Source organism: Saccharopolyspora dendranthemae (genome assembly GCF_007829955.1).
GTDB lineage: Bacteria > Actinomycetota > Actinomycetes > Mycobacteriales > Pseudonocardiaceae > Saccharopolyspora > Saccharopolyspora dendranthemae.
The window spans coordinates 926678-949990 of sequence record NZ_VIWX01000001.1; the positions used below are offsets into that span (position 1 = coordinate 926678).

The following is a 23313-nucleotide window of genomic DNA, read 5'->3' on the forward strand; positions in this document are numbered from 1 at the left end:
TCTTCGGGCCACAACCGGCGGAGAAGGTTCGACTCCTCAAGGAGGGGCCGATCCGGCGGATCTCGTGGCAGGAGGGGCCACCGCCGCCGTCGTGGACGCCACCTTCACCGTCTCGGAGGGCGAGACGTTCGTGGTGATGGGGCTTTCCGGGTCCGGGAAGTCGACCCTCATCCGCATGCTCAACGGGTTGCTGACCCCCACCGACGGCCAGGTCTTCGTCGACGACGCCGACGTCACCGCGATGAGCGCCCGCGACCTCCGCACGATGCGGCAGCAGAAGATGAGCATGGTCTTCCAGCACTTCGCGCTGTTCCCGCACCGCACGGTGCTCGACAACGCCGGTTACGGGTTGCACGTCCGCGGCACCGGCGAAGGCGAGATCACCGAACGCGCGAGCGAGGCCCTGCGGCTGGTCGGCCTCGAAGGCTGGGAGCAGCGCTACCCGCAGCAGCTCTCCGGGGGGATGCGGCAGCGCGTCGGCCTTGCCCGCGCGCTGGCCGCGGGCACCGACGTCCTGCTGATGGACGAGGCGTTCAGCGCTCTGGACCCGCTGATCAAGCGCGAGATGCAGGACCAGCTGCTGGAGCTCAACGCGCAGCTGGGCAAGACCATCATCTTCATCACTCACGACCTCAACGAGGCGATGCGGCTCGGTGACCGGATCGCGGTCATGCGCGCGGGCAGGATCGTGCAGATCGGCACCGCCGAGGAGATCCTCCGGGACCCTGCGGACGACTACGTGGCCGAGTTCGTCCAGGACGTCGACCGCAGCCGGGTGCTCACCGCGGCGGCCATCGCCGACCCGCACGCCGAACCTGCCGACGGGGTCGCACCGGTGCCCGGCTCGACCCCGTTGAAGGACCTGTTCGCGCTGATGAGCGACCGCGCCGAACCGCGACCGGTGGTCGACGAGCAGAAGCGGGTGCTGGGAGTGATCACCCCCGCCGCGTTGTTCGCGGCGCTGAGCCACCGGGAGGAGACCTCCGATGCTTGATCCGGTTCTGCTCACCCAGCTGCCCCGGGTGCCGATCGGTGACGTGTTCCAGGCCGTCGTGGAGTGGCTGAACAACAGCATCGGCCCGGTGTTCGACTTCATCGAGCTCGTGGTCAGCGGCGCGGTCGCCGGTTTGACCGCCGCGCTGACCTGGCTCCCGGACCTGGTCATGGTGCTGGTGTTCACCGCGTTGGCCTGGTGGTTGCGCAGCTGGCGCTTCGCCCTGTTCAGCCTCATCGGCTTCGGGCTGATCGCCAGCATCGAGGAGTTCGGGCCGGCGATGGAGACCCTGGGGCTGGTGCTGGTCTCCAGCGTGCTCGCGGTGCTGATCGGCATCCCCCTGGGGGTGCTGGCCGCGCGCAACCAGCACGTGAGCCGCGTCGTGCGGCCGGTGCTGGACCTGATGCAGACCTTGCCGGCGTTCGTGTACCTGGTGCCGGTCATCGTCTTCTTCAACATCGGCGTCGTGCCGGGAGTGGTGGCGACGGTGATCTTCTCGCTGCCTCCGGGCGTGCGGCTCACCGAGCTCGGGATCCGCCAGGTCGACGGCGAGGTCGTCGAGGCCGGCGAGGCGTTCGGCGCGCGAACCGGGCAGATCCTCACCGGGATCCAGCTGCCGCTGGCGATGCCGTCGATCATGGCCGGCATCAACCAGGTGATCATGCTCTCGCTGTCGATGGTGGTCATCGCGGGCATGGTCGGCGCCCCGGGACTGGGCACCAACATCTACGAGGCGGTCACCCGGGTCCAGCTGGGCCAGGGGTTCGAGGCCGGCCTGTCAGTGGTGATCCTCGCCGTCTACCTGGACCGGATCACCGCAGTGCTGTCGGACCGCTCGCCGGTCGCGCGGGCGGAGCGCAAGGCGGCCAAGACCGGTTGACCCGGCCTTGACCAGGAGGGCAGATGAAGATGTCGCACAGCAGATCCACACGTCTCCTGGCGCTGTTGGCCGCTCTGGCGGCGACGCTGTCGATGGCTGCCGGCTGCGGCGGGAGAGAAGCTCAGACGGGTCAAGAAGCCAAGCAGATCAACATCGGGTACATCGCGTGGGACGAGGACATCGCGGTCACCTACCTGTACAAGGAACTCCTCGAGCGCCGGGGCTACGAGGTGAACGCGACCGAGCTCGAAGCGGGACCGATCTACGCCGGCCTGGCGCAGGGCAACCCCGATCTGTTCCTGGACGCCTGGCTGCCGGAGACCCACGCCGACTACTGGCAGCAGTACGGCCCGAAGCTGGAGGACCTGGGCGTCTGGTACGACCAGGCCACCCTGAACATCGCCGTGCCCCAGTACATGACCGACGTCAACACCATCGCCGATCTCAAGGGGCGCGGCGCCGAGCTCGGTGGGGTCATCACCGGTATCGACCCGGGCGCGGGCTTGAGCCGGACCACCAAGGACAAGGCGATCCCGGCGTACGGGTTGCAGAACGAGTTCCAGCTGCAGACCTCGTCGACCACCGCGATGCTCGCCGCGCTGCAGAAGGCCACCAGCGAGCAGAAGCCGATCGTGGTCACCCTGTGGCACCCGCACTGGGCCTACGCCCGGTTCCCCATCAAGGACCTGCAGGACCCGATGGGTGCGATGGGAGCGGCGGAGCAGGTCCACGCCGTCGGACGCCAGAACTTCAGCAAGGACTTCTCCGAGGTCACCGAGATGGTGAAGAAGTTCCGGCTGAACGACCAGCAGCTGGCCAGCTTGGAGAACGAGATCAACAACGCGCCCAAGGGCCAGGAGCAAGCGGCGGCCAAGAAGTGGGCCGACGCCAACCCGGAGGTCATCAAGTCCTTCGCCGGATGACCCGAAAGGGCGTGGTCGGTGGGAATTTCCCACCGACCACGCTCGGGTCCCGGCCGGTGGCGGCTCCGTAATCTGGACGCGTGCCCAGCACCTACCTGCTACCGGTCAAGTCGGCCGCGCTCGTGTTCCCGCTGCTCGCCCTGCTGCTCTACCTGCCCGCCGCGGTGATCACCTACCGCAGGCACGGGATCATGTCGAGCTGGCGAACGCTGTCCTTCTACAGCTTCCTGTTCTACGCGCTCACCGCGTTCTGCATGACCTTGGTGCCGCTGCCCGGACCGTCGGTGGACGTGTGCGCGGCGTACCCGAGCATGGCCGAACCGCAGCTGACGCTGGGGAACACCGTCGCCGACATCCGCAAGGAGGCCGGTGGCACAACGGGGTTCGGCGCGCTGGTGCTGCACAACTCCGCCGTGCGGGACGCGCTGCTGAACCTCCTGCTGCTGGTGCCGCTCGGCGTGTACCTCAGGTACCACTTCCGCCGCGGCCTCGCGTTCACCGCCGCGACTGGGCTGGCCGCATCGCTGTTCTTCGAGATCACGCAGGCGACCGGCGTTTTCGGGCTCTACGAGTGCCCGTACCGGCTGTTCGACGTGGACGACCTGGTCATCAACGCCTCGGGCGCGGTGGTCGGCTGGTTGCTCGCGGGCGGTATCACCCGGCGGCTGCCCGCGCTGGAGGCGCTCGACGACGCGGCGCTGGCGCGCCAGGGGGTTCCGCTGGGCAGGCGGCTCACCGCGCTGCTGGTGGACCTGCTGGTCCTCCCGTGGGTGGTGCTCGCGGTGATGCTCGGCTGCGTGGTGCTGCTCGGGCTGGGGCGAGAGGGCTGGTGGCTCGGGCCGCTCGGTGGAGCACTGGTCCAGTTCGTCGTGTTCCCGCTGCTCTTCCGCGCCACACCGGGGAAACGACTGCTCCTGCTGGAGCTGACCGGCCCTGGCGGCGAGCGCCCGTCGGCCGGTCGGCTGCTGGCGCGGGCGGTGCTGCTGATCGCGCCCGTCCTGCCGCTGGCGCTGATCGCGCTGTTCGCGGTGATGCTGGCCGTCGACTCCCCCTCGACCACCGCGTACCGGACGATCGCGATCCTGGAGTGGCTGCCGGAGGCGGCGAACCGCCCGGCCCGGCTGGTCGGAGCGCTGCGGGATTACCTCGCCCCGGCGCTGGTGGGCACCGTCCTCGTCGTCCTCGGGCTGAGCGCGACCGGCGCGTTCCTGTTCACCCTGTTGAGGCATCCGGAGCGCCTCGGTATGCACGAAAGGTCAACGGGCGTCCGCAACCGGACCCTGCCCCACCTGCGCGCCCGGGCCGAGCGGACCGATCGGGAGACCGCCGAAACCACCTCCTAGCTGGGTGTTCGACCGCCATCTCGCATGAAACACGGCTGTTCCGCCACTCTTTCACAGCGACCACTCGATCGTGCGATGGCTTTTCGCTCGCATTTTCGAATCGTTGGGTGCACCATTGACACATGAGTTCGAAAGCGATGACCAAGCCCCGGACCACCCGCACCACGATCCGGCGCCTCGCGCCCAGGCGAGGATGCCGCGAGCCCGCGCCATCCCGACCAGGACCAGTCCGCGCAGCCGATGACCTGGTGATCGGTCGACCCTTCATGCCCTTGTGGCGCTTGCTCTTTGACAACTCCAGAGTGGGAATACCAGCGGGCCGCTCAACGACGGCGCTTGGTGCGGAGGTAGTCACCGACCACCGCCGCACCGAGCCCGTCGGAATCCGGGGCGAGGACCCGGCCTCCGCCGCGCCTGGCGACGACGTCGACGAACGCGGCGAGGCTGGGGTCCTCCCCGAGCATGAACACGCTCAGCGTGGTACCCAACCGGCGCAGCGCGTCCACTTCGGACAGCGTGACGCTCAGCGCGTGCGAGCTCGGCGGGTACTGGAAGACGGCCTCCCCGTCTGGTTCCAGGTGAGCGGTGGGTTCGCCGTCGGTGATCACCAGCACGACCGGCTGCGCATCGGGATGACGGCGCAGGTGCCGCCCTGCCAGCAGCAGCGCGTGGTGCAGGTTCGTCCCCTGCTCCCACACGCCCTCCAGCGCGGCGAGCTCGCCGACGTCCACGGTGGAGGCGTACCGCCCGAAGGTGACCAGCTGCAGGGCGTCCGAGCGGAACCGCGTCGCGACCAGGTGGTGCAGCGCCAGCGCCGTGCGCTTCATCGGCACCCAACGCCCGTCCTGCACCATCGACCACGAGGTGTCCACGCACAGCACCACCGCTGAGCGCGAACGCTGCTCGGTCTCGGAGACCTCCAGGTCGGAGATGTCGAGCAGCGGCGAGTTCCCGCCCTCCGCAGCACGACGCAGCACCGAGTTCCGAACGGTGCGGACCGCGTCCCAGGGCTCGGCGTCCCCGTAGGTCCACGGCCTGCTCGTTCCGGTCAGCTCTCCTGCGGCTCCCGCGCGGTCGGCGTCACGCTCGCCCCTACGGGTCTTGAGCTGCGAGATGACCGACTGCAGCGCGTTCTCCCCCAGCCTGCGCATCGCCCGGGGGCTCAACCGGAGGCTGCCGTCCGGGGCGCGTTGCAGCAGTCCCTGATCGCGCAGCTGGCGTTCGATCTCGGACAGGCGCTGGGCGTCGACCACGGCCCGCGGACCGAGCTGGCGCTGCAACGCCTCCAGGTCGATGTCCTCCAGGCTCGCACCCGGGTAGGACTGGCCGAGCTGCTCGGCCAACCGGTCCATCTCGCCCAGCTCGGCCATCGCCGCGGTCGCCTCAGCCATGCCCATGGGCTGGTCGCCGCGGAAGCGAGCTCTGCCGTTCCAGTCCTCGCCGGGGCGCAGCCCCTGCAGCTGGCTGTCGATCTGCTGCAGGGCCTGAGCAAGGCGGGGGTCGCCGAACGCCTGCTGCGACAACGACATCAACTCGTGGCGCTGCTGCTCGCTCATCGAGTTGAGCATCCGTTGCGCGGCCGCCGACCGGGCGGCCAGAGCATCGACCAGTTCGTCCACGTCACGCGGGTTCTCCGGGAAGAACTCGCCGTGCCGGTCCATGAACTCGTCGAACCGCGACTGGACGTCGTCATCGCCTCTGGCGTGCGCGGCCAGCAGGTTCGAGAGGTCGTCGAGCATCTCCCGGACGCGGTCGACATCCTCCGACGAGACCTGCTGCATCGCTTCCTTGATGCCCTGGAAGCGCTGTTCGAGCACCTCGGTGCCCAGCATCTGCCGGATCTCCTCGAAGGTCTCGCGCGCATCAGCGGAGCGCCAGTCGTACTCGGAGAGCTCGTTGACCTGACCGGAGACGTCCGGCGGCAGGGCGCTCAACTGCAGTTCGCGGAACCGGGCGTCCTCGCCGCTGTCGGCCGACAGCGCCAGCCGCTCCTGCTCGAGGGCGCGATCCAGCAACCTGCGGACCTCGGAGAGGGTGCCGTCCAGTCGGTGCCTGCGCTGCATCTCGCTGCGTCGCTGCCACATCCGGCGGGTCAGCTCGTCCAGGCCCGCCGAATCACGGGTACCGGTGCGCAGCAGTTCCTCCAGCGCTGAGCGCGGTGAGGCGCCCTCCATCACGTCCCGGCCGATCTGGTCCAGCGCCTCGCGCAGGTCGACCGGTGGCTGCAGCGGGTCGGGCCCGCCGTGCCACGCGGAGTACCGGTACCGGGGACTCATCAGCTGTACACCGAGCGGTCGTCGTCGGAGTCCTTGCCCAGCCGCTTGGCGAGGTACAGGGATTCCAGCGCGAGCTCCACGGCGCTCGCGATGCGCCCCGGTGAGTCCTCCGCGCGCACTCCGGCGCGCTCGGCGACCTGGTGCAGCACGGGCAGTTCCGGCAGCGCGGTGAGCACGCTCTTGCCGGTGATCTGCTCACCGGTGGCCACCGGGTGCCCGTCCACGACGGCGTCGGCCAGCGACTGCAGGTCCAGCCCGGCGAACAGCCCCCGCGAGGTGTCGGCCACGGATCTGCGCAGCAGGTAGCCGAGCAGTTCGTCTTCGCGGCCCTCCTCGCCGGCCTCGAACTCGATCTTGCCGCGGAGCACGGCGGGAACGGCCGCGAGATCGACCGGACGCGCCACCGGCGGCTCCTCCCCGGTCAACGCGGACCGGTGCAGCGCTGCTGCCGCGACGGTTTCGGCTGCGGCGATGGCGAACCGGGCCGAGACACCCGAGCGCTGGTCCACGGCACTGGACTCGCGCAGGTGGTCCACGAAACGGGCCAGCACCTCCAGCAGGTGGTCACCGACCTCGGCGGGCAGGTCGGCCTCCTGCCGCATCAGGGAGACCTCGTCGTCGATCTCCTCCGGGTAGTGCGTGCGGATCTCGGCGCCGAAGCGGTCCTTGAGCGGGGTGATGATGCGCCCGCGGTTGGTGTAGTCCTCGGGGTTGGCGGTCGCGACCAGCAGCACGTCCAGCGGCAGCCGCAGGCTGTACCCGCGGATCTGGATGTCTCGCTCCTCCATGACGTTGAGCAGGGCGACCTGGATCCGCTCCGCGAGGTCGGGGAGCTCGTTGATCGTCACGATGCCTCGATGGGCGCGCGGGACGAGTCCATAGTGGATGGTCTCGGGGTCGCCCAGCGAACGCCCTTCGGCCACCTTGACCGGATCGACGTCGCCGACCAGATCACCGACCGACGTGTCCGGTGTGGCCAGCTTCTCGACGTAGCGCTCGCTGCGGTGCCGCCAGGCGACGGGCAGCTCATCGCCCAGTTCGGCGGCGCGGCGCAGCGACACCGGCGTGATCGGGTGCATGGGGTGCTCGCCGAGCTCGGAGCCCTCGATGACCGGGGTCCACTCGTCCAGCAACGAGTGCAGAGCGCGCAGCAAGCGGGTCTTTCCCTGACCGCGCTCGCCGAGCAGCACCACGTCGTGCCCCGCGATCAGGGCGCGTTCCAGCTGCGGCAGCACCGTCCGGTCGAAACCGACGATGCCGGGCCAGCGCGCCTGCCCGGAGCGCAGAGAGGTCAGGAGGTTCTCGCGCATCTCGACCTTGATGCTGCGCAGTTCGTGGCCGCTGCTCCGCAGCTCCCCCGCCGTGCGGGGCAGCCCAGGAGGTGGAGTCGGAATCGTCACGCGTACGACGCTACTCCCGCGCAAACGTGAACGCCGCCACTGCGTCGAGGATTTCGGATGCTGGATCGGAGGAGTAGAAAAAGCCTGGAAACATCCAGTCGCACGACGCAGTAGGAGGCCCTGGTGGCTCTGGAAATCGAGGTGGATCCCGGCGAGGTCGGCTTCGACCCGGCCCGGTTGCAGCGGATCGATCGACACTTCGAGGACTACGTCGCAACGGGCAAACTGCCCGGCTGGCTCGTTCTCGTCGCGCGCCAGGGCAAGATCGCGCACCTGTCCACGCACGGCATGCGAGACGTCGAAAGCGGCACTCCGGTGGAGACGGACACGCTGTTCCGGATCTACTCGATGACCAAGCCGATCACCTCGGTCGCGGCCATGATGCTCTACGAGGAAGGCGCGTTCGAGCTCACCGACCCGGTCAGCGACTTCATCCCGTCGTTCGGGGACCTGCGCGTCTACACCGGCGGTCCCGCGCGCAACGTCCAGTCCCGACCGGCAACGGAGCCGATGCGGATCTGGCACCTGCTCACCCACACCTCCGGACTCACCTACGCCTTCAACTACCTGCACCCGCTCGACGAGCTGCACCGCCGCGCGGGATTCGAGTTCGGCATGGCACCCGACCTCGACCTGGCGGCCTGCTGCGACGCCTGGGCCGAGATCCCGCTGCTGTTCGACCCCGGCACGCGCTGGAACTACTCGGTGGCCACCGATGTGCTGGGCCGCGTCGTCGAGGTCGCCTCCGGTCAGTCACTCGACGAGTTCTTCCGCACCCGGATCCTGGACCCGCTGGGCATGACCGACACCGGGTTCCAGGTCGCTGCCTCCGACGCCGACCGGCTGGCCTCGCTGTACTCGGCCGATGCGCAGGGCAGGGCCCGGCTGCACCCCAAGCACGAGCAGATGTACGAGACCGCGTTCGAGCCCCCGAAGGCACCGTCCGGCGGTGGCGGCCTGTTCTCCTCCGCCCACGACTACCACCGGTTCTCCCAGATGCTGCTGCGGCGCGGTGAGCTGGACGGGGTTCGCCTGCTCGGTGGGCGCACGGTCGACTTCATGACGCGCAACCACCTGCCCGGAGGCGCGGACCTGGAAACGCTGGCCATGGGGTCGTTCTCCGAGGTCGCCAACGCGGGCAAGGGCTTCGGCCTGGGCTTCTCGGTGGTCGACGACCCGCTCGCGGCCAAGGTGCTCAGCTCGACGGGCGAGTTCGCCTGGGGTGGTCTGGCCAGCACCGCGTTCTGGGTCGACCCCGCGGAAGACCTCACCGTCCTGTTCCTGACCCAGCTGATGCCCTCCAGCACCCACCCGATCAGGCCTTACCTGCACCAGCTCGTCTACCAGGCCCTGGTGGACTGAGCGGGAACGGCGATCAGAAGGCGGGCCAGGGAATCGCCGGCCAGTCGCCTGACGGCTCCGGGAACACCCCGGCTTCGAGAAGCCGGTCGATTCGGGCGCTGACCGCCTGGACCTCCTTGATGGTGAGGTGCTCGGACAGCTGTTCGGCGAGGTCCCCCTCCATGAGCGCGCGGACCTCGCCGAGGCTCGCCATCTCGGACTCCGGGACGGGCTGACCGACCCAGCCCCACAGCACCGTGCGCAGCTTGTCTTCGGTGTTGAGGCTGACGCCGTGGTCGATGCCGAAAACCCGGCCGTCGGGCGCTCGCAGGATGTGCCCGCCCTTGCGGTCAGCGTTGTTGATCACGATGTCCAGCACGGCGAGCCGCCGCAGCTGCTCGTGATCGGCGTGGGCCAGCACCACCGGGTCACCGTCGGGGTCCTGCGCGCGCAGCACCTGCCGCCAGCCGTCCCGCACCTCGCTGGGGTGCGTGATGTCGACCAGCTGCACGTCCTCCTCGACGACCTCGTCGATCCACAGCTGGACCATGCCCGGCCCGAAGGGCCCGTTGCGCAGCAAGGTCGGCGGGACCAAGCCCCAGCCGGCAGCTTCCGACAGCAGGTACGCCGAAACCTCCCGACCGGCGAGGGTGCCGTCGGGGAAGTCCCACAGAGGCCGCTCTCCCCGCACCGGCTTGTACACGCACTCACCGGTGACGCCGTCCAGTTCGACCGAGCAGAACAGCGTCGCGTTGGACGCCTCCACCAGCCGCCCCTGGATCTCCAAGCTCCCGTGCCGCAGCAGCTCGCAGGTCGCGGGCTCCTCGACGGACACGTTCCTCAGACCTCTTCCGAGCGGCGGTAACCGTTCTGGCGGGGGCAGATGTGCCCGGCCGGGTCCAGAGGTTCGTTGCACAGCGGGCAGGGCTTGCGACCGGCGCTGATCACCCGCTCAGCTCGCTCCGCGAAGGCGCGCGCGTGCACCGGGCTGAGGAACACCCGCAGGGCGTCAGGTCCCTCCTCGGTGTCGTCGAGCACCACCGATTCGTCGATCTCCTCCTCGGTGACCGCGAGCAGTTCGACGACGACGGCCTCGGACTCGGCGTCCCAGCCCAACCCCATGGTGCCGACGCGGAACTCCTCGTCGACCGGAACCGTGAGCGGTTCGGTGTCGACGAGGTCCTCGGGGGTGTGACCGGGCATGTCGGCGTCGAAACGCCGCTGCACCTCGTCCAGGAGCGCGCCGATTCGCTCAGCGAGAACCGAGACCTGTTGCTTTTCCAATTGCACGCTCACCGTGCGGACGTCCTCGGACGCCTGCAGGTAGAAGGTGCGCTCACCGGGTTCCCCGACCGTTCCAGCGACGAATCGGTCGGGTTGACGGAAGACGTGGATGACACGAGCCATGGCCCCTCCGACATTAGGCCACCGAGTGCACGTCCTGCGCGGCTGGCCCCCGTTTTGTACATCACCTTCTCCCGCAACGCGGTGACCTGCGGTGAACAGTCCCGGTGACACCACTTCCCGACCGTGTTCGCTGTGGGCGAACTGCGGCGCGCCGCGCTGACTGCCGATACCCTCGCGGCAAGATCAGGGCTGTTCGAACCGATCCGGATGGAGCACGCCGATGAGCACGCGCGAACTGACCCGCCCTCCGCGGCTGCGCCCGGGCGACACCGTGGCGCTGGTCGCCCCGGCCGGCCCGGTGCCCGAGGAGCTCCTGGAGGCCGGGATCGCCCAGCTGCGCGCTTGGGAGCTCGACGTGCGCGTCGGCAAGCACGTCCTGGACCGCCACCCCCGGCTGGACTACCTGGCGGGCACCGATGCGGACCGGGCCGCCGACCTCCAGGAGGCCTGGTGCGACCCGCAGGTCTCGGCGGTGCTGTGCGTCCGGGGCGGCTACGGCAGCCTCCGGATGATCGACCACCTGGACTTCGCCGAGCTGGCCAAGGCGGGCCCGAAGCTGCTGGTCGGCTCCAGCGACATCACCGCCCTGCACGAGGTGGTCGCCGCTGAGCTGGGACTGGTCACGATCTTCGCGCCCATGGTGGCGACCAAGGCGTTCGTCCACGACGAGAAGGCCCGCGACCACCTGCGCCGCACCCTGTTCGAGCCGCAGGGCGTGACCATCCTGACCGGCCGCAGCGCGCGGACGATGGTGCCCGGACGGGCCATGGGCATCACCTACGGCGGCAACCTGAGCCTGCTCGCGGGCTCGTTGGGCGCGGGGCTGGCCGCTCGCCCGCCGGAGCGCGGCATCGCGCTGCTGGAGGACGTCACCGAAGAGCCCTATCGGCTGGACCGCTTCCTGATCCAGCTGATCCGCGCGGGCTTCTTCAAGGGGGCCACCGGGATCGCCCTCGGCTCGTGGACCGACTGCGGCGAGGTGGACGCGGTCTACGCCATGCTGGAGAACCTGCTCGGCGACCTCGGGGTGCCGATCCTGTGGGAACTGGGCTTCGGCCACTGCGAGGCCCAGCGCACGGTCCCGCTTGGCGTCGCAGCGGAACTCGACGCGGACGCCCAGCGGCTGTCCATCCTCCAACCGGCGCTGCGCTAGGGACCGGTCCGAGAACCAGCCGCTCCCCGAACCGCTCCTGGCCCTGTTCGTAACCGCGGTTGGTAGTTTCGTGGTGTGCGTGCGCGGCCGATCTCCCCGGAATCCCTGGTGGCCGAGGTGGTGGAGCGCGTGGACGCCGTGCAGGGGCGCTGGGTGCGAGTCGCCGTCGACGGCGCACCGGCGGCAGGCACCGGTGATCTCGCCGAGCGCCTGGTCTCGCCGCTGCGGGAACGGGGCCGCGAGGCGGTGCGGGTGCGCGCGGAGGACTACCTCCGCCCCGCCTCGATCCGCCTGGAGCACGGCCACCACGACCCGGACTCCTACTACCTGTCCTGGTTCGACACCGCCGGCCTCGCTCGCGAAGTCCTGCAGCCGCTGGGGCCGAACGGCACCGGGCAGGTCCTGCCCGCGCTCTGGGACCCGGCTGCCGACCGCTCGCCTCGCATGAACCGCATCGCACTGCCGGACCGCGGCGTGGCCATCGTGGACGGTCCGCTGCTGCAGGGCGCCGGGCTGGACTTCGACCTCGTGGTCCACCTGTGGCTCTCAGAGGCGGCGCTGCACCGCAGCACACCGGAGGACCAGCGCTGGACCTTGCCCGCCTTCGAGCGCTACGCCGACGAGGTCGATCCCGCTTCGCTGGCGGACCTCGTCGTCCGCACCGACCACCCCGACCGCCCAGCCGTGATCGACAGCTTCCACTAGGCGCCGCGCGAAACCCCAGCGCCTAGGCCACGCGGCGCGTGGTGGTGGGCACCGCGGCGAGCAAGGTCTTGGTGTAGTCGTGCTGCGGATCGAGCAGGACCTGCTCGACCGTTCCGAGCTCGACGATCTCACCCCGGTACATGACCGCCACCCGGTCGGCGATGTTCCACGCCAGCCCGAGGTCGTGCGTGATGACCAGCGTGGACAGGCCCCGTTCCACGCGCAGCCGTAGCAGCAGCGAGAGGATCTCGCCGCGGACCGTGGCGTCCAGCGAGGCGACGGGTTCGTCGGCGATGAGGACCTCCGGTTCCAGCACCAGAGCACCCGCGATGACGACTCGCTGGCGCTGGCCGCCGGAGAGCTCCTGCGGGAAGCGGGAGAAGTGCTTCTCCGCCGGGCGCAGCTCCGCCGCTTCGAGAGCCGCGGCCACCCGCTCGGGCTCGCCATCGGTGACGCCGTGGATCCGCAGACCCTCGGCGACCGCTTCGTACACGGTGTGGCGGGGGTTGAGGGCGCCGGTCGGGTCCTGCAGGACGAGCTGCACCTTGCGGCGGTAGTCGCGCAGCCCCGCCGCCCCGGTGGGCAACCCGGCGCCGCCGAAGCGGACCGCGCCCTCGGTGGGGCGTTGCAACCCGAGAAGCGTGCGGGCCAGCGTGGTCTTGCCGGAACCGGACTGGCCGACCAGCGCCACGATCTCGTTGTGCCCGACGGTCAGGTCCACCCCGCGCACCGCGCGCACCGAGTGCCCGGCCCGGCTGCGGAAGGTCACCGCGACCCCCTCCGCGGACAGCAGCGGCTCACCACCGGAATCACCGCCGGTGAGGCGGAACCGCGGGTCGCCCACCGTCGGGAAGGCGTCGGCCAGCGCCCGGCTGTGCTCGTGCTTCGGATCGCCCATCACCTGCTCGGTCGGGCCGTGCTCGACGACCTCGCCGCGGTACATCACCGCGAGCCGCGAGCAGGTCGCCGACAGCACCGAGAGGTCGTGGCTGATCATCACCAGCGCGATGCCGCGTTCGGCCACCAGCCGCTTGAGCAGTTCCAGCACCTGCGACTGCACGACGACGTCCAGCGCGGTGGTGGGTTCGTCGGCGATGACCAGGCTGGGCTCGCAGGCCAGCGCCATCGCGATCATCACGCGCTGCTTCTGCCCACCGGAGAGCTCGTGCGGGTAGGCACCGGCCCGCTCGGCCGGGAGCTCGACCTGGCTCAGCAGTTCGGCGACGCGTTCGCTCAGATCGCCCTTGCCGCCGTGCAACCGGATCGGTTCGGCGATCTGCTCGCCGATGGTGCGCACCGGGTTCAGCGCGTGCATCGCTCCCTGGAACACCACGGACGCACCGGCCCAGCGAACCGCGCGCAACCGCCCGAAGCTCATGCCTCGGACGTCCTCCCCGTCGAGCAGCACCTCGCCGTCGACGCGGGCGGTGCGCGGCAGCAGCCGGAGCACCGACATCGCCAGGGTCGTCTTGCCGCAGCCCGATTCCCCCGCCAGACCGATGGTTTCGCCCGGTTCGAGACTCAGGTTCACACCGGAGACGGCCGGCTCGTCGGAGCCGCCGTAGGTGATCGACACGTCGTTCAGTTGCAGAATCGGACTCACCGTCGCCCCCGCAGCCTCGGGTTGAACACCGCTTCCAGCGCCCGGCCGCACAGCGTGAAACCGAGCACCACCAACACGATTCCCAATCCCGGTGGCAGCAGGTACCACCACGCTCCGCCGGTGACCGCGCCGGTGTCCATCGCCGACTTCAGCATGGTGCCCCAGGAGACCCGGCTCGGGTCGCCGAGACCGAGGAACGACAGGGTGGATTCGGAGATGATGGAGCTGGCCACCGACAACGTGGTGTTGGCGAACACCAGCGGCAGAACGGCGGGCAGCACGTGCTTGAAGATCACGTGCCCGTGACCGGCTCCGAGCGCGAGGGAGCGCTCGATGTAGGGGCGGGCCTCGATGGTGAGCGTCTGGGCGCGCACCACGCGGGCGGTGTGCGGCCACGAGGTGACGCCGATGGCCAGCACGATCGTCCACAGCCCGCGGTCGAGCACCGTGGACAGGGCGATCGCCAGCACGAGCGAGGGCAGCACCAGGAAGAAGTCGGTGAACCGCAGCAGGATTCGCGAGGTCCAGCCACCGAAGTGCGCTGCTGCCACCCCGACCAGCGCACCGATCAGCACCGACAGGATCGCCGCCGACAGCCCGACGACCAGTGAGACGCGAGCGCCCCACCAGGTCAGCAGGAGCACCGACCGCCCGGATTCATCCGTCCCCAGCGGGTTCTCGGCGCTGGGCGCCTGCAGTGCCGCCCCGGTAGCGCGGGTGACGTCCAGCCCACCGGAGTCGGTGAGCAGCGGAGCGAGCAGTGCGAGCCCCACGATCGCCGCCAGCAGGACCAATCCCACCAGCCCCGCGCGGTCGGCCCGGAAGATCCGCCAGCCCTCGGCGAAACGCGCCTTCCGCCGGGCGCGCACGACCTGAGCCGCGGTGGGCGCGGTCATGATTCACGCACCCGGGGGTCGATGACCCGGTAGAGCAGGTCGGCCAGCACGTTCATCACCACCACGCTCCCCGCCAGCACGATGAAGATGCCCTGCAGCAGCGGCAGGTCGGGCACCCGCAGGGCTTCGAAGGTCAGCAGTCCCAGACCGGGCCAGGAGAACACGGTTTCCACGGTGATCGCTCCCGCGACGACCAAGCCCAGCCGGAGGAAGATCAGCGTCACCGCGGGCAGCAGAGCGTTGGGCACCGCGTGCCTGCTGCGGACCAGGTCCTCCCGCAGCCCCTTGGCGCGGGCCGTTGTCAGGTAATCCTCGCCCATCTCCTCCAGCAGGGAGGACCGCATGACCATCAGGTACTCGGCGTAGATCACCGCGAGCATGGTCAGCACCGGCAGCACCATGTGGTGCGCGACGTCGAGGATCTGCGGCAGGAATTCCGGTGGCGTGTCCGGGTCGGAGATGCCGCCGACCGGGAACAGCCCGGGGATCGGGCCGACCCCGACGCCGAACGCCATCAGCACGATCAGTCCCAGCCAGAAGGTGGGCACCGACCACAGCGCGAGGGCCACCGAACTGGTGGTCTTGTCGAAGGCGCCGCCGTGCTTCCACGCCGCGCGCGAGCCCATCCACAACCCCAGCACGATCGCCAGAGCCGTTGCGGTGCCGACCAGCAGCACGGTGGGGCCGATGCGCTGCACGATCAGCTCTCCGACCGGACGGCTGTAGGTGTAGGAGGTGCCGAGGTCACCGCGCAGCAGGTTGCCCAGGAAGTCCAGGAACTGCTTCCACAGCGGTTGGTCGAGGCCGAGCCGTTCGCGGAGGTCGGCGATCTGCTGCGAGGTCATCGGGGCACCGCGGGTCATGGTGCGCACCGGATCGCCCGGCATCACCCGGAACAGGAAGAAGCCGAGCACGGCCACCAGCAGCAGGCTCACCAGCCCACCGCCGATCTTGCCGCCGACGAAGCGCAGGAGCCGACCCCCGTTCCCGGAGGCCGGTTCCCGTTCGTCCGCAGTGGTCAGCAGATCCGACACGCGCTCACTCCCGGTCGTCCGCGGTTGCCCGACGCCGCACGACGACCACCACGCCCACGAGCACGATCACCACCACAAGACCGCCCAGCACCCAGGCGATGGTCGCGTAGTTGGTGTTGTCAGAGCCGTTGATCGCCTGCTCGGTGGGCTCGGCGCCGTAGTAGCCCCAGTAGCCCTGTTGCCCGGTGATCACGCCTTCGGACGCCGGCTGCGTGGTGAAGCCGTGGTACCGGTCGGTGCGGTGAGCCTCCAGCGAGTTCGCGTAGAACAGCACCAGCCCGGTCGCCTGGTCGTAGAACCGCGCCTGAAGTTGCTTGACCAGGTCGATCCGCTTGGCCGGGTCGAACTCCGCGAGCTGCTTGTTGTACAGGTCGTCGTACACCGGATCGCACTGCAGCGTGTCCGGGGTGCCGTTGCCGTCGGGAGTCGGTCGCGCGCCGCAGGTCTGCAGCCGCAGCACGTAGTCCGGGTCGGGGTTGGCCGACCAGCCGCTGATGACCATGTCGAAGTCACCGGCGGTGGTGCGGTCGTTGAGCTGGTTGTCCGACACCGGCTGCAGCTCGACGTTGATGCCCAGGTCGGCGAGCCAGCGCTTGACGAACTCACCGACCTGCGAGTCCATCGACTCGTCGCCGTGCAGCACGAAGTCGAAGTTCAGCGGCTCGCCCTGCGGCGTGCGGCGGATGCCGTCGGGTCCCCGGGTGTAGCCGGCCTCGTCCAGCATCCGGTTGCCCTCGGCGGGGTCGAAGGTGCGCGGCTGCGGTGGGGTCCAGTGGTAGTCGCCGAAGATCGGGGGCAGATATCCCCCGCCGACCTGCCCGTACCCGCCGAGGACGCGGTCGACGAGCGCCTTCCGGTCGATGCCGTGCTCGATGGCCTGCCGGACCCGGGCGTCCTTGAGAGCCGGGTGACCGCTGCCGATCGGCTGGTTCTCGCTGTTGGTGGCGCCGGGGTTGAGGATCATCTCGTAGAACCGCCGGCCCTGGCCCTTGACCTGCTTGATGTCGGCCTCGCCCGCCAGCGCGTCGAACTGCGCGGGGGTGACCTTCTGGACCACGTCGACGTCGCCCTTGCGCAGCGCCTGCACCGCGGCGTCGCTGTTCTTGTACTGGACGAACTGCAGCTCCGACACCTTCGGCGCGCCCCGCCAGAACGTCGGGTTCGCGGTGAGCGTGACGTCCTGCTCCTGCCGGTAGCCGGTGAGCGAGTAGGGGCCGCTGCCGACGATCGGCATCTGGTCGTTGGCGAAGTTCGCGATGTCGGAGACCTTCGACCAGACGTGCTCGGGCACGATCGGCGCGTCGATCGCCAGCATCGTGGCCTGCGGCGTCTTGGTGCGGATCACCAGGGTCGAGTCGTCCGGCGCGGAGACGTTCTCGAAGTTCTCCACGAAGTTGCCGTTCGCGGTGGCCGCGGCCGGATCGGTCATCATCCGGTTGTAGGTGTAGGCGGCGTCGCGCGCGGTCACCGGTTGCCCGTCGGACCACGTGACCCCGGGCCGGATGTGGAAGGTCCAGGTGAGCTTGTCCGGAGTGGATTCCCACCGCTCCGCCAACTCCGGCTCGACCCCGAAGTCCTGGGCGCTGTAGGTGGTCAGCGTCGGGTAGATCGCCCGGAAGATGTCCGTTGCGGCCAGCGAGTAGCCCAGGAACGGGTTGAGCGAGTCGATCTGCTGCTGCAGCCCGATGCGCAGCGTGGCGCCCTCGGGACGATCCCCGTTCTCCTGTGCCGACGCCGGTGCGGGCAGCAGGAAGCCGACCAGCAACGCGGCCCCCAGCGCGACGAGTCGTCTACGCACGTGTGGCCCCCTTCGTCCTCGCGCGAATGGAAAGAAGGAACCACCTTTTCCTGCTGTTAGTCAATGCTTCACCACGGGTTGTCGCGAACCCGCGTCACTCTCGGACGCGAAACCGTTACCCAGGGGTCTGCTGACCTACACGTCGCCCCAGCGGGCCGGCTGCCACTGCACGCATTCCGGCCGAGCTCCGGTCCGGGTGAACTCGTCCAGGGCACCCCGGAGTTCGCGGAACGACAGCACGGCATCGCGCGGGAACTTGAGCGTGCTGCCCGCGTCGAAGGGCAACGCGGGGGCGTCCGCCGAGGGCTGACGGTTGCAGGTGTGCCAGGAGATCATCTCGCCCTCGGCGTCCTCTTCGGTGAAGTTGAGGACCCCGATCTCGTTCTCGGCGTCGGTGACGATCCTGATCTGCTCGTACGGCCCGGGAGCTTCGGGATCGGTGTGCGGCCGGTCCCAGACGTAGAGGTGACCGGCGCCGTCTCCCGTGGAGCGCAGCAGCTTGTCGACGAGCTCGGCCTTGTCGTCGCCGTTCTGGGCGTAGTGCCGTTCGCCCTCGATGACGGCGGTGGTGACGGTGACGCCGAGTTCGGTGTTGCGGGCGCCGACCGCTTCGGCCCGCAGGCCTTCCAGGCACTCCTTGGCCTCGGTCAGCGCCTTCATCGCCGAACCCTGGTGGTAGACGAGATCGCCCCAGTACGGGTGGCCGAGGACCTTGTTCAGGTCGTCGTAGACGGCGCGGGTGTCCTCGATCAGCTTGTCCATGGCGTCGACCGGAACATCGGTCAGCCGCGCGAAAACCACCGCGGGCGGTTCCAGCGGCGCGTGCGGGTCGGGCTCATCCTGTGCTGGATTCGACATGCCTTCCCTGCATCCACTCCGATCACGGGCACCAGCGCGGGCACCCCAGGCGCAGCTCGTTCACAGTGAGGCTACCGCGAGTCATCTCACGGTCCCGCAGCGCATCCGGTTGATCTTCGAGCCGATCAACCCGCCCAGTCGCGCAGCACTTCCAGGGCCGGTTCGTCGCAGGTCGCGCCGAGGGTCAGCAGCGCGCGGGTGATCCCGTCCGCGTCGTCGAACCCGAGTTCGTCGACCAGTTCGCCGGGCAGGCTGAGCGAGGAGAGCGCGACGCCGAGCATGCCCGCGTCGAGCAGTCCCGCACCACGCCTGCTGATCCCGCGCCCGACCGCGGCGTGCAGCTGGACGGCGGTGTCGACGCTGGCCCGGCTGATCGCGCCGAGCATCGCGCGCACCTCGGCGTTGCGGACGGCTTCCAGGTGCAGCTCGAACAGCGCGAGGAACTGGGAGCGGGCGTTGCCCGACATGCGGCGCAGCATCGCCGCGTACAGCGCGGTGACGTCGTCCGGGCAGACGTCGTCGGGGATGTGGGCGCAGAGCGCTTCGAGCGCGGCGACGTGCCGTTCGGCGAGGTGGTGCGCGATCGCCTCGAACAGGGCGTTGCGCGTCGGGTAGTAGTTCTTGGTCGTGCCTTCCGGAACCCGCGCCTCGCGGTCGATCGCACGATGCGTCAGCCCGCGGCCGCCGTCACGTGCGAGCACCTCCGTGGCGGCGTCGGCGAGCAGTTCCCGACGGTTTCCTCGCTGCGTCATGCATCCCCTAGATCTCGCTCACGTCGAGCAAGATCGTATCCCCGCCACCACAGAAGTGGTGCGAGGGCGCACGGGGTGTTGCGCAGCGCGGGACGCTATTACGAGCCGATGATCATCATCTGGCAGCGCCGAGCTGCTCGGCCAGCTCGGTGATGCGGCGGAGTTGCGCTGCGCGCTCGGCCGCGAGCTGCTGCTCCGGGTCGACCGCCTCGTCGGCGAGGGCGAGCAGCGACAACGTCTCGCGCACCGCGCCCTCCGGTGGCCCCGACACCGACTCGACCAGGGCGTCGACCGCCGCGTCGAGCGCGTCCGGTGCGACGACCTGGTTGGCCAGACCGATCCGCCACGCCTCGTCCGCGTCGACCTCACGTCCGGTCACGCAGATCTCCACGGCACGCGAATAGCCGACCGCGCGCACCAGCGGCAGCGTTCCACCGAGGTCCGGCACCAGCCCGAGCCCGGTCTCGGCCATCCGCAACCGCGCGTCGGTGGCCAGCACCCGCAGGTCGCAGGCGAGCGCCAGCTGGAACCCCGCCCCGATCGCATGACCTTGCACGGCGGCGATCGTGACCCGCTCCGGTTCGCGCAGCCAGCTGAACGCCTGCTGGTAACCGGCGATCTCGGCGTCGGACTGCTCGGTGGGGCGCTCGGCCAACGCCGCCAGACCCGGAGCACCGTCCACCCCGTCAGGGCTGAACATCCTCCGGTCCAGTCCGGCCGAGAACGCCCGGCCGGATCCGCGCAGCACGACGACCCGGATCTCCGCGCTCAGCGATCGGCCGATCTCCCGCAACGCCTGCCAGGTGTGCGGAGTTTGCGCGTTGAGCTTGTCCGGGCGGTCCAACGAGATGGTGGCACGCCGCCCGTGGATCGTGAGCCCCACACCGCCACGATCCAACAGGCCGGCGTCCACTACCGACTCCGCCAAGCGGACCTCCAGGCTTGACGGCGCGGCCGGGAGCGGCCGGCCGTCGGTATCACTTCTTCTTGGACCGCGTCGCGCCGCCACGACCACGCAGCTGCACGCCTGATTCGCTCAGGACCCGGTGCACGAAGCCGTAGGACCGCCCGGTCGACTCCGCCAGTGCGCGGATGCTCGCCCCCTTCTCGTACTTCTTTCTCAGATCACTGGCCAGCTTGTCGCGCGCGCTTCCCGTAATGCGCGCGCCCTTCTTCAGCTCAGCCACGGTGTCCCCGCCTTCCCTCTGAGCAGGTCGGGCCTCGCGACCCCTGTCAGCGCAATGATCGAACAGGAAAGGCCCGAACGCCAGGCGATCATGGAAAAAAGATCGGCCATCGGTCGAGATGTGCACGCGGCGATCACCGGAATGCACTAATCCATCCGTAGTAGCCCGGCGGCGGCGTATACGGAGCGCTACGCCAACTGGACCAGATCCAGGTATTCCGCCGACCAGTGGTCCTCTGTGCCATCCGGCAACAGGATGACCCTTTCGGGCTCGAGTGCTTCCACGGCACCGGGGTCGTGCGTGACCAGCACGACGGCGCCGGCGAAGTTGCGCAGCGCGTCCAGCACCTGCTCGCGGCTGGCGGGGTCGAGGTTGTTCGTCGGTTCGTCGAGCAGCAGCACGTTGGCCTGGCTGGAGACCAGTCCGGCCAGTGCGAGCCGGGTCTTCTCACCGCCGGAGAGGGTTCCGGCCGGTTGCTTCAGCTGCTCGCCCTGGAACAGGAACGTGCCCAGCAGGTTGCGCAGCTGCTGCTCGGGGGAGTCGGGCGCGGCGGCGCGCACGTTCTCCCAGACCGTGGCGTCGTGGTCGAGGGTTTCGTGCTCCTGCGCGAAGTAGCCGACCCGCAGGCCGTGACCTGGGACGACCCCACCGGAATCGGCGTCCTCCTGCCCGCCCAGGAGCCGGAGCAAGGTGGTCTTGCCCGCGCCGTTGAGGCCGAGCACCACGACCTTGGACCCGCGGTCCACGGCCAGGTCGACACCGCTGAAGATCTCCAGCGAGCCGTAGGACTTGGACAGGCCGTCGGCGGTCAGCGGGGTCTTGCCGCACGCCGCGGGCTCCGGGAAGCGGATCTTGGCGACCTTGTCCTTGGCCTGCTCCTGCTCGGCCGAGGCCAGCAACTTCTCAGCGCGCTTGGCCATGTTCTGCGCTGCGACCGCCTTGGTGGCCTTCGCGCGCATCTTGTCGGCCTGCGTCATCAGCGCGGAGGCCTTCTTCTCCGCGTTGGCGCGCTCGCGGCGGCGTCGCTTCTCGTCGGCGGCGCGCGCGTCCTGGTAGCGCGTCCAGTCCATGTTGTAGACGTCGGCCTCGCCCCGGACCGCGTCGAGGAACCAGACCTTGTTGACCACGGCCGAGAGCAGGTCGATGTCGTGGCTGATGACGACCAGACCACCGTCGTGGTTCTTCAGGAAGTCGCGCAGCCAGCTGATCGAGTCGGCGTCGAGGTGGTTGGTGGGCTCGTCGAGCAGCAGCGTGGTCGCCGAGCGACCCCCGGGACCGGCTTCGGAAGCGGCGAACAGGATGCGCGCCAGTTCGACGCGACGGCGCTGACCACCGGAGAGCGTGCTCAGCGGCTGGGTGAGCACCCGGCCCGGCAGACCCAGGTTGCTGCAGATGCGCCCGGCCTCGCTCTCGGCCGCGTACCCGCCTCGGGCGCCGAAGCGCTCCTCCAGCTTGCCGTAGCGGTTGATGGCCTTGTCCCGCTCCTTCTCGTCGACGAGCTCGGCCATCGCGGTCTGCGCCTTCTCCATGTCGCGCAGCATCTTGTCGAGGCCTCGTGCCGAGAGAACCCGGTCCTGGGCGGTCACCGACAGGTCGCCTTCGCGCGGATCCTGCGGCAGGTAACCGAGCTCGCCGCGCCGGGTGACATCACCGGCGTGCGGCTGGCCCTCCCCGGCCAGCACCTTCAGCGTCGTGGTCTTGCCCGCGCCGTTGCGGCCGACCAGGCCGACCCGGTCGCCGGGCTGGACGCGCAGCGTGGCGTCGGAGAGCAGGATGCGGGAACCGGCGCGCAGTTCCAGGCCAGTGGCTGAAATCAAGGAGAACTCCGGGTAATAGGTGGTCTGCGTGGCATGAGGGCGCCCACCGGCGAGAAGCGGGTGGGCGTGCGGGCGCGGAGCTAATCGACGCGCGGCGTGGCGCGGGAACGCACCAAGAATCGCTTGCTGACCACGTCGCCCAGTCTACCGGTCGGCATCCAGCCGTTTTTCCCTGCGGTGAACCTCACCGCGGGTCGCGCACCTCGATCTCCACCGCGACGGCACGCTTGGCGGCCTCGTCGAGCACGACCCGGCGCGGCTCCGGCACGTCGAGCACGCGCGCCTCCGCGCGGTCGAACAAGCTGGTCAGCCGGGTGTCCTCGTGCAGCGCTTGCAAGGCCTGCCGGTCGCCGCCGAGCACGACGGCGTCCAGTTCGCCGGCGACCGGCAGCAGCGCTCTGGCGACGGCGTCGGCCGCAGACGCCAGCGACCGCGCGGACTGCCCTTCGCGGCGCCGGGCGAAGCGCTGCTGCGACCAGCCGCCCGCCTTGTTCCGGCCGTGCACCAGGTGTCGATCGGTGGTCGAGGACTGCACGACGCCGTCCACCGCGACGCCGATGCTGTGCGCCCCGAGCCGCACCAGCACCAGTCCGATCCGGCGGGACCGCGCTACGTGCTCGACCAGCGACGACACGGCCAAACCGGGTTGCTGCCCGTGCGGCGGCGGGAGCGGTTCGAAGGGGACCGCCACGGTCGCGGTGGCGCCGTCCTCGGCGGTGACCAGCACCTTTCGCGGTTCCAGGGTCGTGCCGGCAGCACCACCGTGGGAGGCGGCGAAGCGCTCGAACCAGCCCGCCACCCGCTCCGGTGCCACCTCGACGGCTCGGCCACCGCCGGCCAGCTGACGAACCTTGCTCACATCCCGCTCCGCTCCGAACTCGATCCTGACCTGGTCGCGAGCGGCCGCACCCGGGGTCGGTCACCCGCAGAACGGCCGCGAACTCCC

21 protein-coding genes are annotated in these 23313 nt (G+C 69.8%); 7 read left to right on the forward strand and 14 right to left on the reverse strand.

Annotation, left to right across the window (positions count from 1 at the left end; all coding sequences use genetic code 11):
• Window positions 1-64 precede the first annotated feature (64 nt).
• From FHU35_RS04175 to FHU35_RS04190, 4 genes are all read left to right on the forward strand, one after another.
• A complete protein-coding gene (locus tag FHU35_RS04175; protein WP_186459247.1) occupies window positions 65-994 on the forward strand; it encodes a quaternary amine ABC transporter ATP-binding protein in 930 nt (309 codons plus the stop codon).
• Window positions 987-1874: an ABC transporter permease gene (locus FHU35_RS04180; protein ID WP_145737005.1), complete on the forward strand. Its 888-nt coding sequence runs from the start codon at window positions 987-989 to the stop codon at window positions 1872-1874. The genes FHU35_RS04175 and FHU35_RS04180 overlap by 8 nt, the downstream gene beginning before the upstream one ends.
• Window positions 1875-1897: 23 nt before the next feature.
• Window positions 1898-2797: a glycine betaine ABC transporter substrate-binding protein gene (locus tag FHU35_RS04185; protein ID WP_145737007.1), complete on the forward strand. Its 900-nt coding sequence runs from the start codon at window positions 1898-1900 to the stop codon at window positions 2795-2797.
• 80 nt (window positions 2798-2877) lie between these two features.
• Window positions 2878-4140 carry a VanZ family protein gene (locus FHU35_RS04190; RefSeq protein ID WP_145737010.1) on the forward strand — a complete coding sequence of 421 codons (1263 nt, stop codon included), beginning with the start codon at window positions 2878-2880 and terminating at the stop codon, window positions 4138-4140.
• Between the two features lie 323 nt (window positions 4141-4463).
• Here the strand turns inward: FHU35_RS04190 and FHU35_RS04195 are convergent, their stop codons facing one another.
• Entirely contained in the window at window positions 4464-6416 is a 1953-nt protein-coding gene (locus FHU35_RS04195; protein WP_145737012.1) for a vWA domain-containing protein, read from the reverse strand.
• Complete coding sequence (locus FHU35_RS04200; RefSeq protein ID WP_186459248.1) at window positions 6416-7816, reverse strand: ATP-binding protein; 1401 nt, start codon at window positions 7814-7816, stop codon at window positions 6416-6418. Before FHU35_RS04200 ends, FHU35_RS04195 begins: the two co-directional genes overlap by 1 nt.
• Window positions 7817-7936: 120 nt before the next feature.
• Between FHU35_RS04200 and FHU35_RS04205 the strand changes: the two genes are divergently transcribed.
• A complete protein-coding gene (locus FHU35_RS04205) occupies window positions 7937-9178 on the forward strand; it encodes a serine hydrolase domain-containing protein (RefSeq protein ID WP_145737013.1) in 1242 nt (413 codons plus the stop codon).
• 13 nt (window positions 9179-9191) lie between these two features.
• On the opposite strand, the gene FHU35_RS04210 is transcribed toward FHU35_RS04205, so the two are convergent.
• Together FHU35_RS04210 and FHU35_RS04215 are read right to left on the reverse strand one after the other, a co-directional pair.
• Window positions 9192-9992, reverse strand: coding sequence for an SCO1664 family protein (locus tag FHU35_RS04210; protein ID WP_145737014.1), 801 nt, complete (start codon window positions 9990-9992; stop codon window positions 9192-9194).
• A 5-nt stretch (window positions 9993-9997) separates the two neighbouring features.
• On the reverse strand, window positions 9998-10564 hold the full coding sequence (locus FHU35_RS04215) for a DUF3090 domain-containing protein (protein ID WP_145737015.1): 567 nt from the start codon (window positions 10562-10564) through the stop codon (window positions 9998-10000).
• Between the two features lie 220 nt (window positions 10565-10784).
• Here FHU35_RS04215 and FHU35_RS04220 point away from each other — a divergent pair, with 220 nt between their 5' ends.
• Both FHU35_RS04220 and FHU35_RS04225 read left to right on the forward strand, forming a co-directional pair.
• Window positions 10785-11717: a S66 peptidase family protein gene (locus FHU35_RS04220; RefSeq protein WP_145737016.1), complete on the forward strand. Its 933-nt coding sequence runs from the start codon at window positions 10785-10787 to the stop codon at window positions 11715-11717.
• Between the two features lie 75 nt (window positions 11718-11792).
• Window positions 11793-12422, forward strand: coding sequence for a nucleoside/nucleotide kinase family protein (locus tag FHU35_RS04225; RefSeq protein ID WP_145737017.1), 630 nt, complete (start codon window positions 11793-11795; stop codon window positions 12420-12422).
• Between the two features lie 22 nt (window positions 12423-12444).
• Here the strand turns inward: FHU35_RS04225 and nikE are convergent, their stop codons facing one another.
• The 10 genes from nikE to FHU35_RS04275 all read right to left on the reverse strand — a co-directional run bounded on the left by nikE (window position 12445) and on the right by FHU35_RS04275 (window position 23226).
• Window positions 12445-14025 (reverse strand): nickel ABC transporter ATP-binding protein NikE, encoded by a 1581-nt coding sequence (gene nikE / locus FHU35_RS04230; protein WP_145737018.1) that lies wholly within the window; start codon window positions 14023-14025, stop codon window positions 12445-12447.
• On the reverse strand, window positions 14022-14921 hold the full coding sequence (locus tag FHU35_RS04235; RefSeq protein WP_145737019.1) for an ABC transporter permease: 900 nt from the start codon (window positions 14919-14921) through the stop codon (window positions 14022-14024). Before FHU35_RS04235 ends, nikE begins: the two co-directional genes overlap by 4 nt.
• The gene (locus FHU35_RS04240) at window positions 14918-15955 is read right to left on the reverse strand and encodes an ABC transporter permease (protein ID WP_145737021.1); all 1038 of its coding nucleotides are present in this window, start codon (window positions 15953-15955) and stop codon (window positions 14918-14920) included. The genes FHU35_RS04235 and FHU35_RS04240 overlap by 4 nt, the downstream gene beginning before the upstream one ends.
• Before the next feature lie 4 nt (window positions 15956-15959).
• Window positions 15960-17753, reverse strand: coding sequence for an ABC transporter substrate-binding protein (locus FHU35_RS04245; RefSeq protein ID WP_145737025.1), 1794 nt, complete (start codon window positions 17751-17753; stop codon window positions 15960-15962).
• A 135-nt stretch (window positions 17754-17888) separates the two neighbouring features.
• Complete coding sequence (locus FHU35_RS04250) at window positions 17889-18611, reverse strand: Imm1 family immunity protein (protein ID WP_145737030.1); 723 nt, start codon at window positions 18609-18611, stop codon at window positions 17889-17891.
• A 125-nt stretch (window positions 18612-18736) separates the two neighbouring features.
• Window positions 18737-19363: a TetR/AcrR family transcriptional regulator gene (locus FHU35_RS04255; protein WP_145737032.1), complete on the reverse strand. Its 627-nt coding sequence runs from the start codon at window positions 19361-19363 to the stop codon at window positions 18737-18739.
• A 115-nt stretch (window positions 19364-19478) separates the two neighbouring features.
• Window positions 19479-20291, reverse strand: a complete 813-nt coding sequence (locus FHU35_RS04260) for an enoyl-CoA hydratase/isomerase family protein (protein ID WP_145737038.1) — start codon at window positions 20289-20291, stop codon at window positions 19479-19481.
• A gap of 49 nt (window positions 20292-20340) precedes the next feature.
• The gene (locus FHU35_RS04265; RefSeq protein WP_093260265.1) at window positions 20341-20550 is read right to left on the reverse strand and encodes a helix-turn-helix domain-containing protein; all 210 of its coding nucleotides are present in this window, start codon (window positions 20548-20550) and stop codon (window positions 20341-20343) included.
• Window positions 20551-20738: 188 nt separating this feature from the next.
• Window positions 20739-22367 carry an ABC-F family ATP-binding cassette domain-containing protein gene (locus tag FHU35_RS04270; protein ID WP_145737042.1) on the reverse strand — a complete coding sequence of 543 codons (1629 nt, stop codon included), beginning with the start codon at window positions 22365-22367 and terminating at the stop codon, window positions 20739-20741.
• 184 nt (window positions 22368-22551) lie between these two features.
• On the reverse strand, window positions 22552-23226 hold the full coding sequence (locus FHU35_RS04275; protein ID WP_145737045.1) for an acVLRF1 family peptidyl-tRNA hydrolase: 675 nt from the start codon (window positions 23224-23226) through the stop codon (window positions 22552-22554).
• Window positions 23227-23313: the final 87 nt, after the last annotated feature.

Bases quoted from the DNA above. Each gene is read 5' to 3' on its own strand.
- FHU35_RS04235 (WP_145737019.1), bottom strand. From the start codon at position 14,921: ATGACCGCGCCCACCGCGGCTCAGGTCGTGCGCGCCCGGCGGAAGGCG.
- FHU35_RS04195 (WP_145737012.1), bottom strand. From the start codon at position 6,416: ATGAGTCCCCGGTACCGGTACTCCGCGTGGCACGGCGGGCCCGACCCG.
- FHU35_RS04250 (WP_145737030.1), bottom strand. From the start codon at position 18,611: ATGTCGAATCCAGCACAGGATGAGCCCGACCCGCACGCGCCGCTGGAA.
- FHU35_RS04215 (WP_145737015.1), bottom strand. From the start codon at position 10,564: ATGGCTCGTGTCATCCACGTCTTCCGTCAACCCGACCGATTCGTCGCT.
- FHU35_RS04220 (WP_145737016.1), top strand. From the start codon at position 10,785: ATGAGCACGCGCGAACTGACCCGCCCTCCGCGGCTGCGCCCGGGCGAC.
- FHU35_RS04185 (WP_145737007.1), top strand. From the start codon at position 1,898: ATGAAGATGTCGCACAGCAGATCCACACGTCTCCTGGCGCTGTTGGCC.
- FHU35_RS04255 (WP_145737032.1), bottom strand. From the start codon at position 19,363: ATGACGCAGCGAGGAAACCGTCGGGAACTGCTCGCCGACGCCGCCACG.
- FHU35_RS04180 (WP_145737005.1), top strand. From the start codon at position 987: ATGCTTGATCCGGTTCTGCTCACCCAGCTGCCCCGGGTGCCGATCGGT.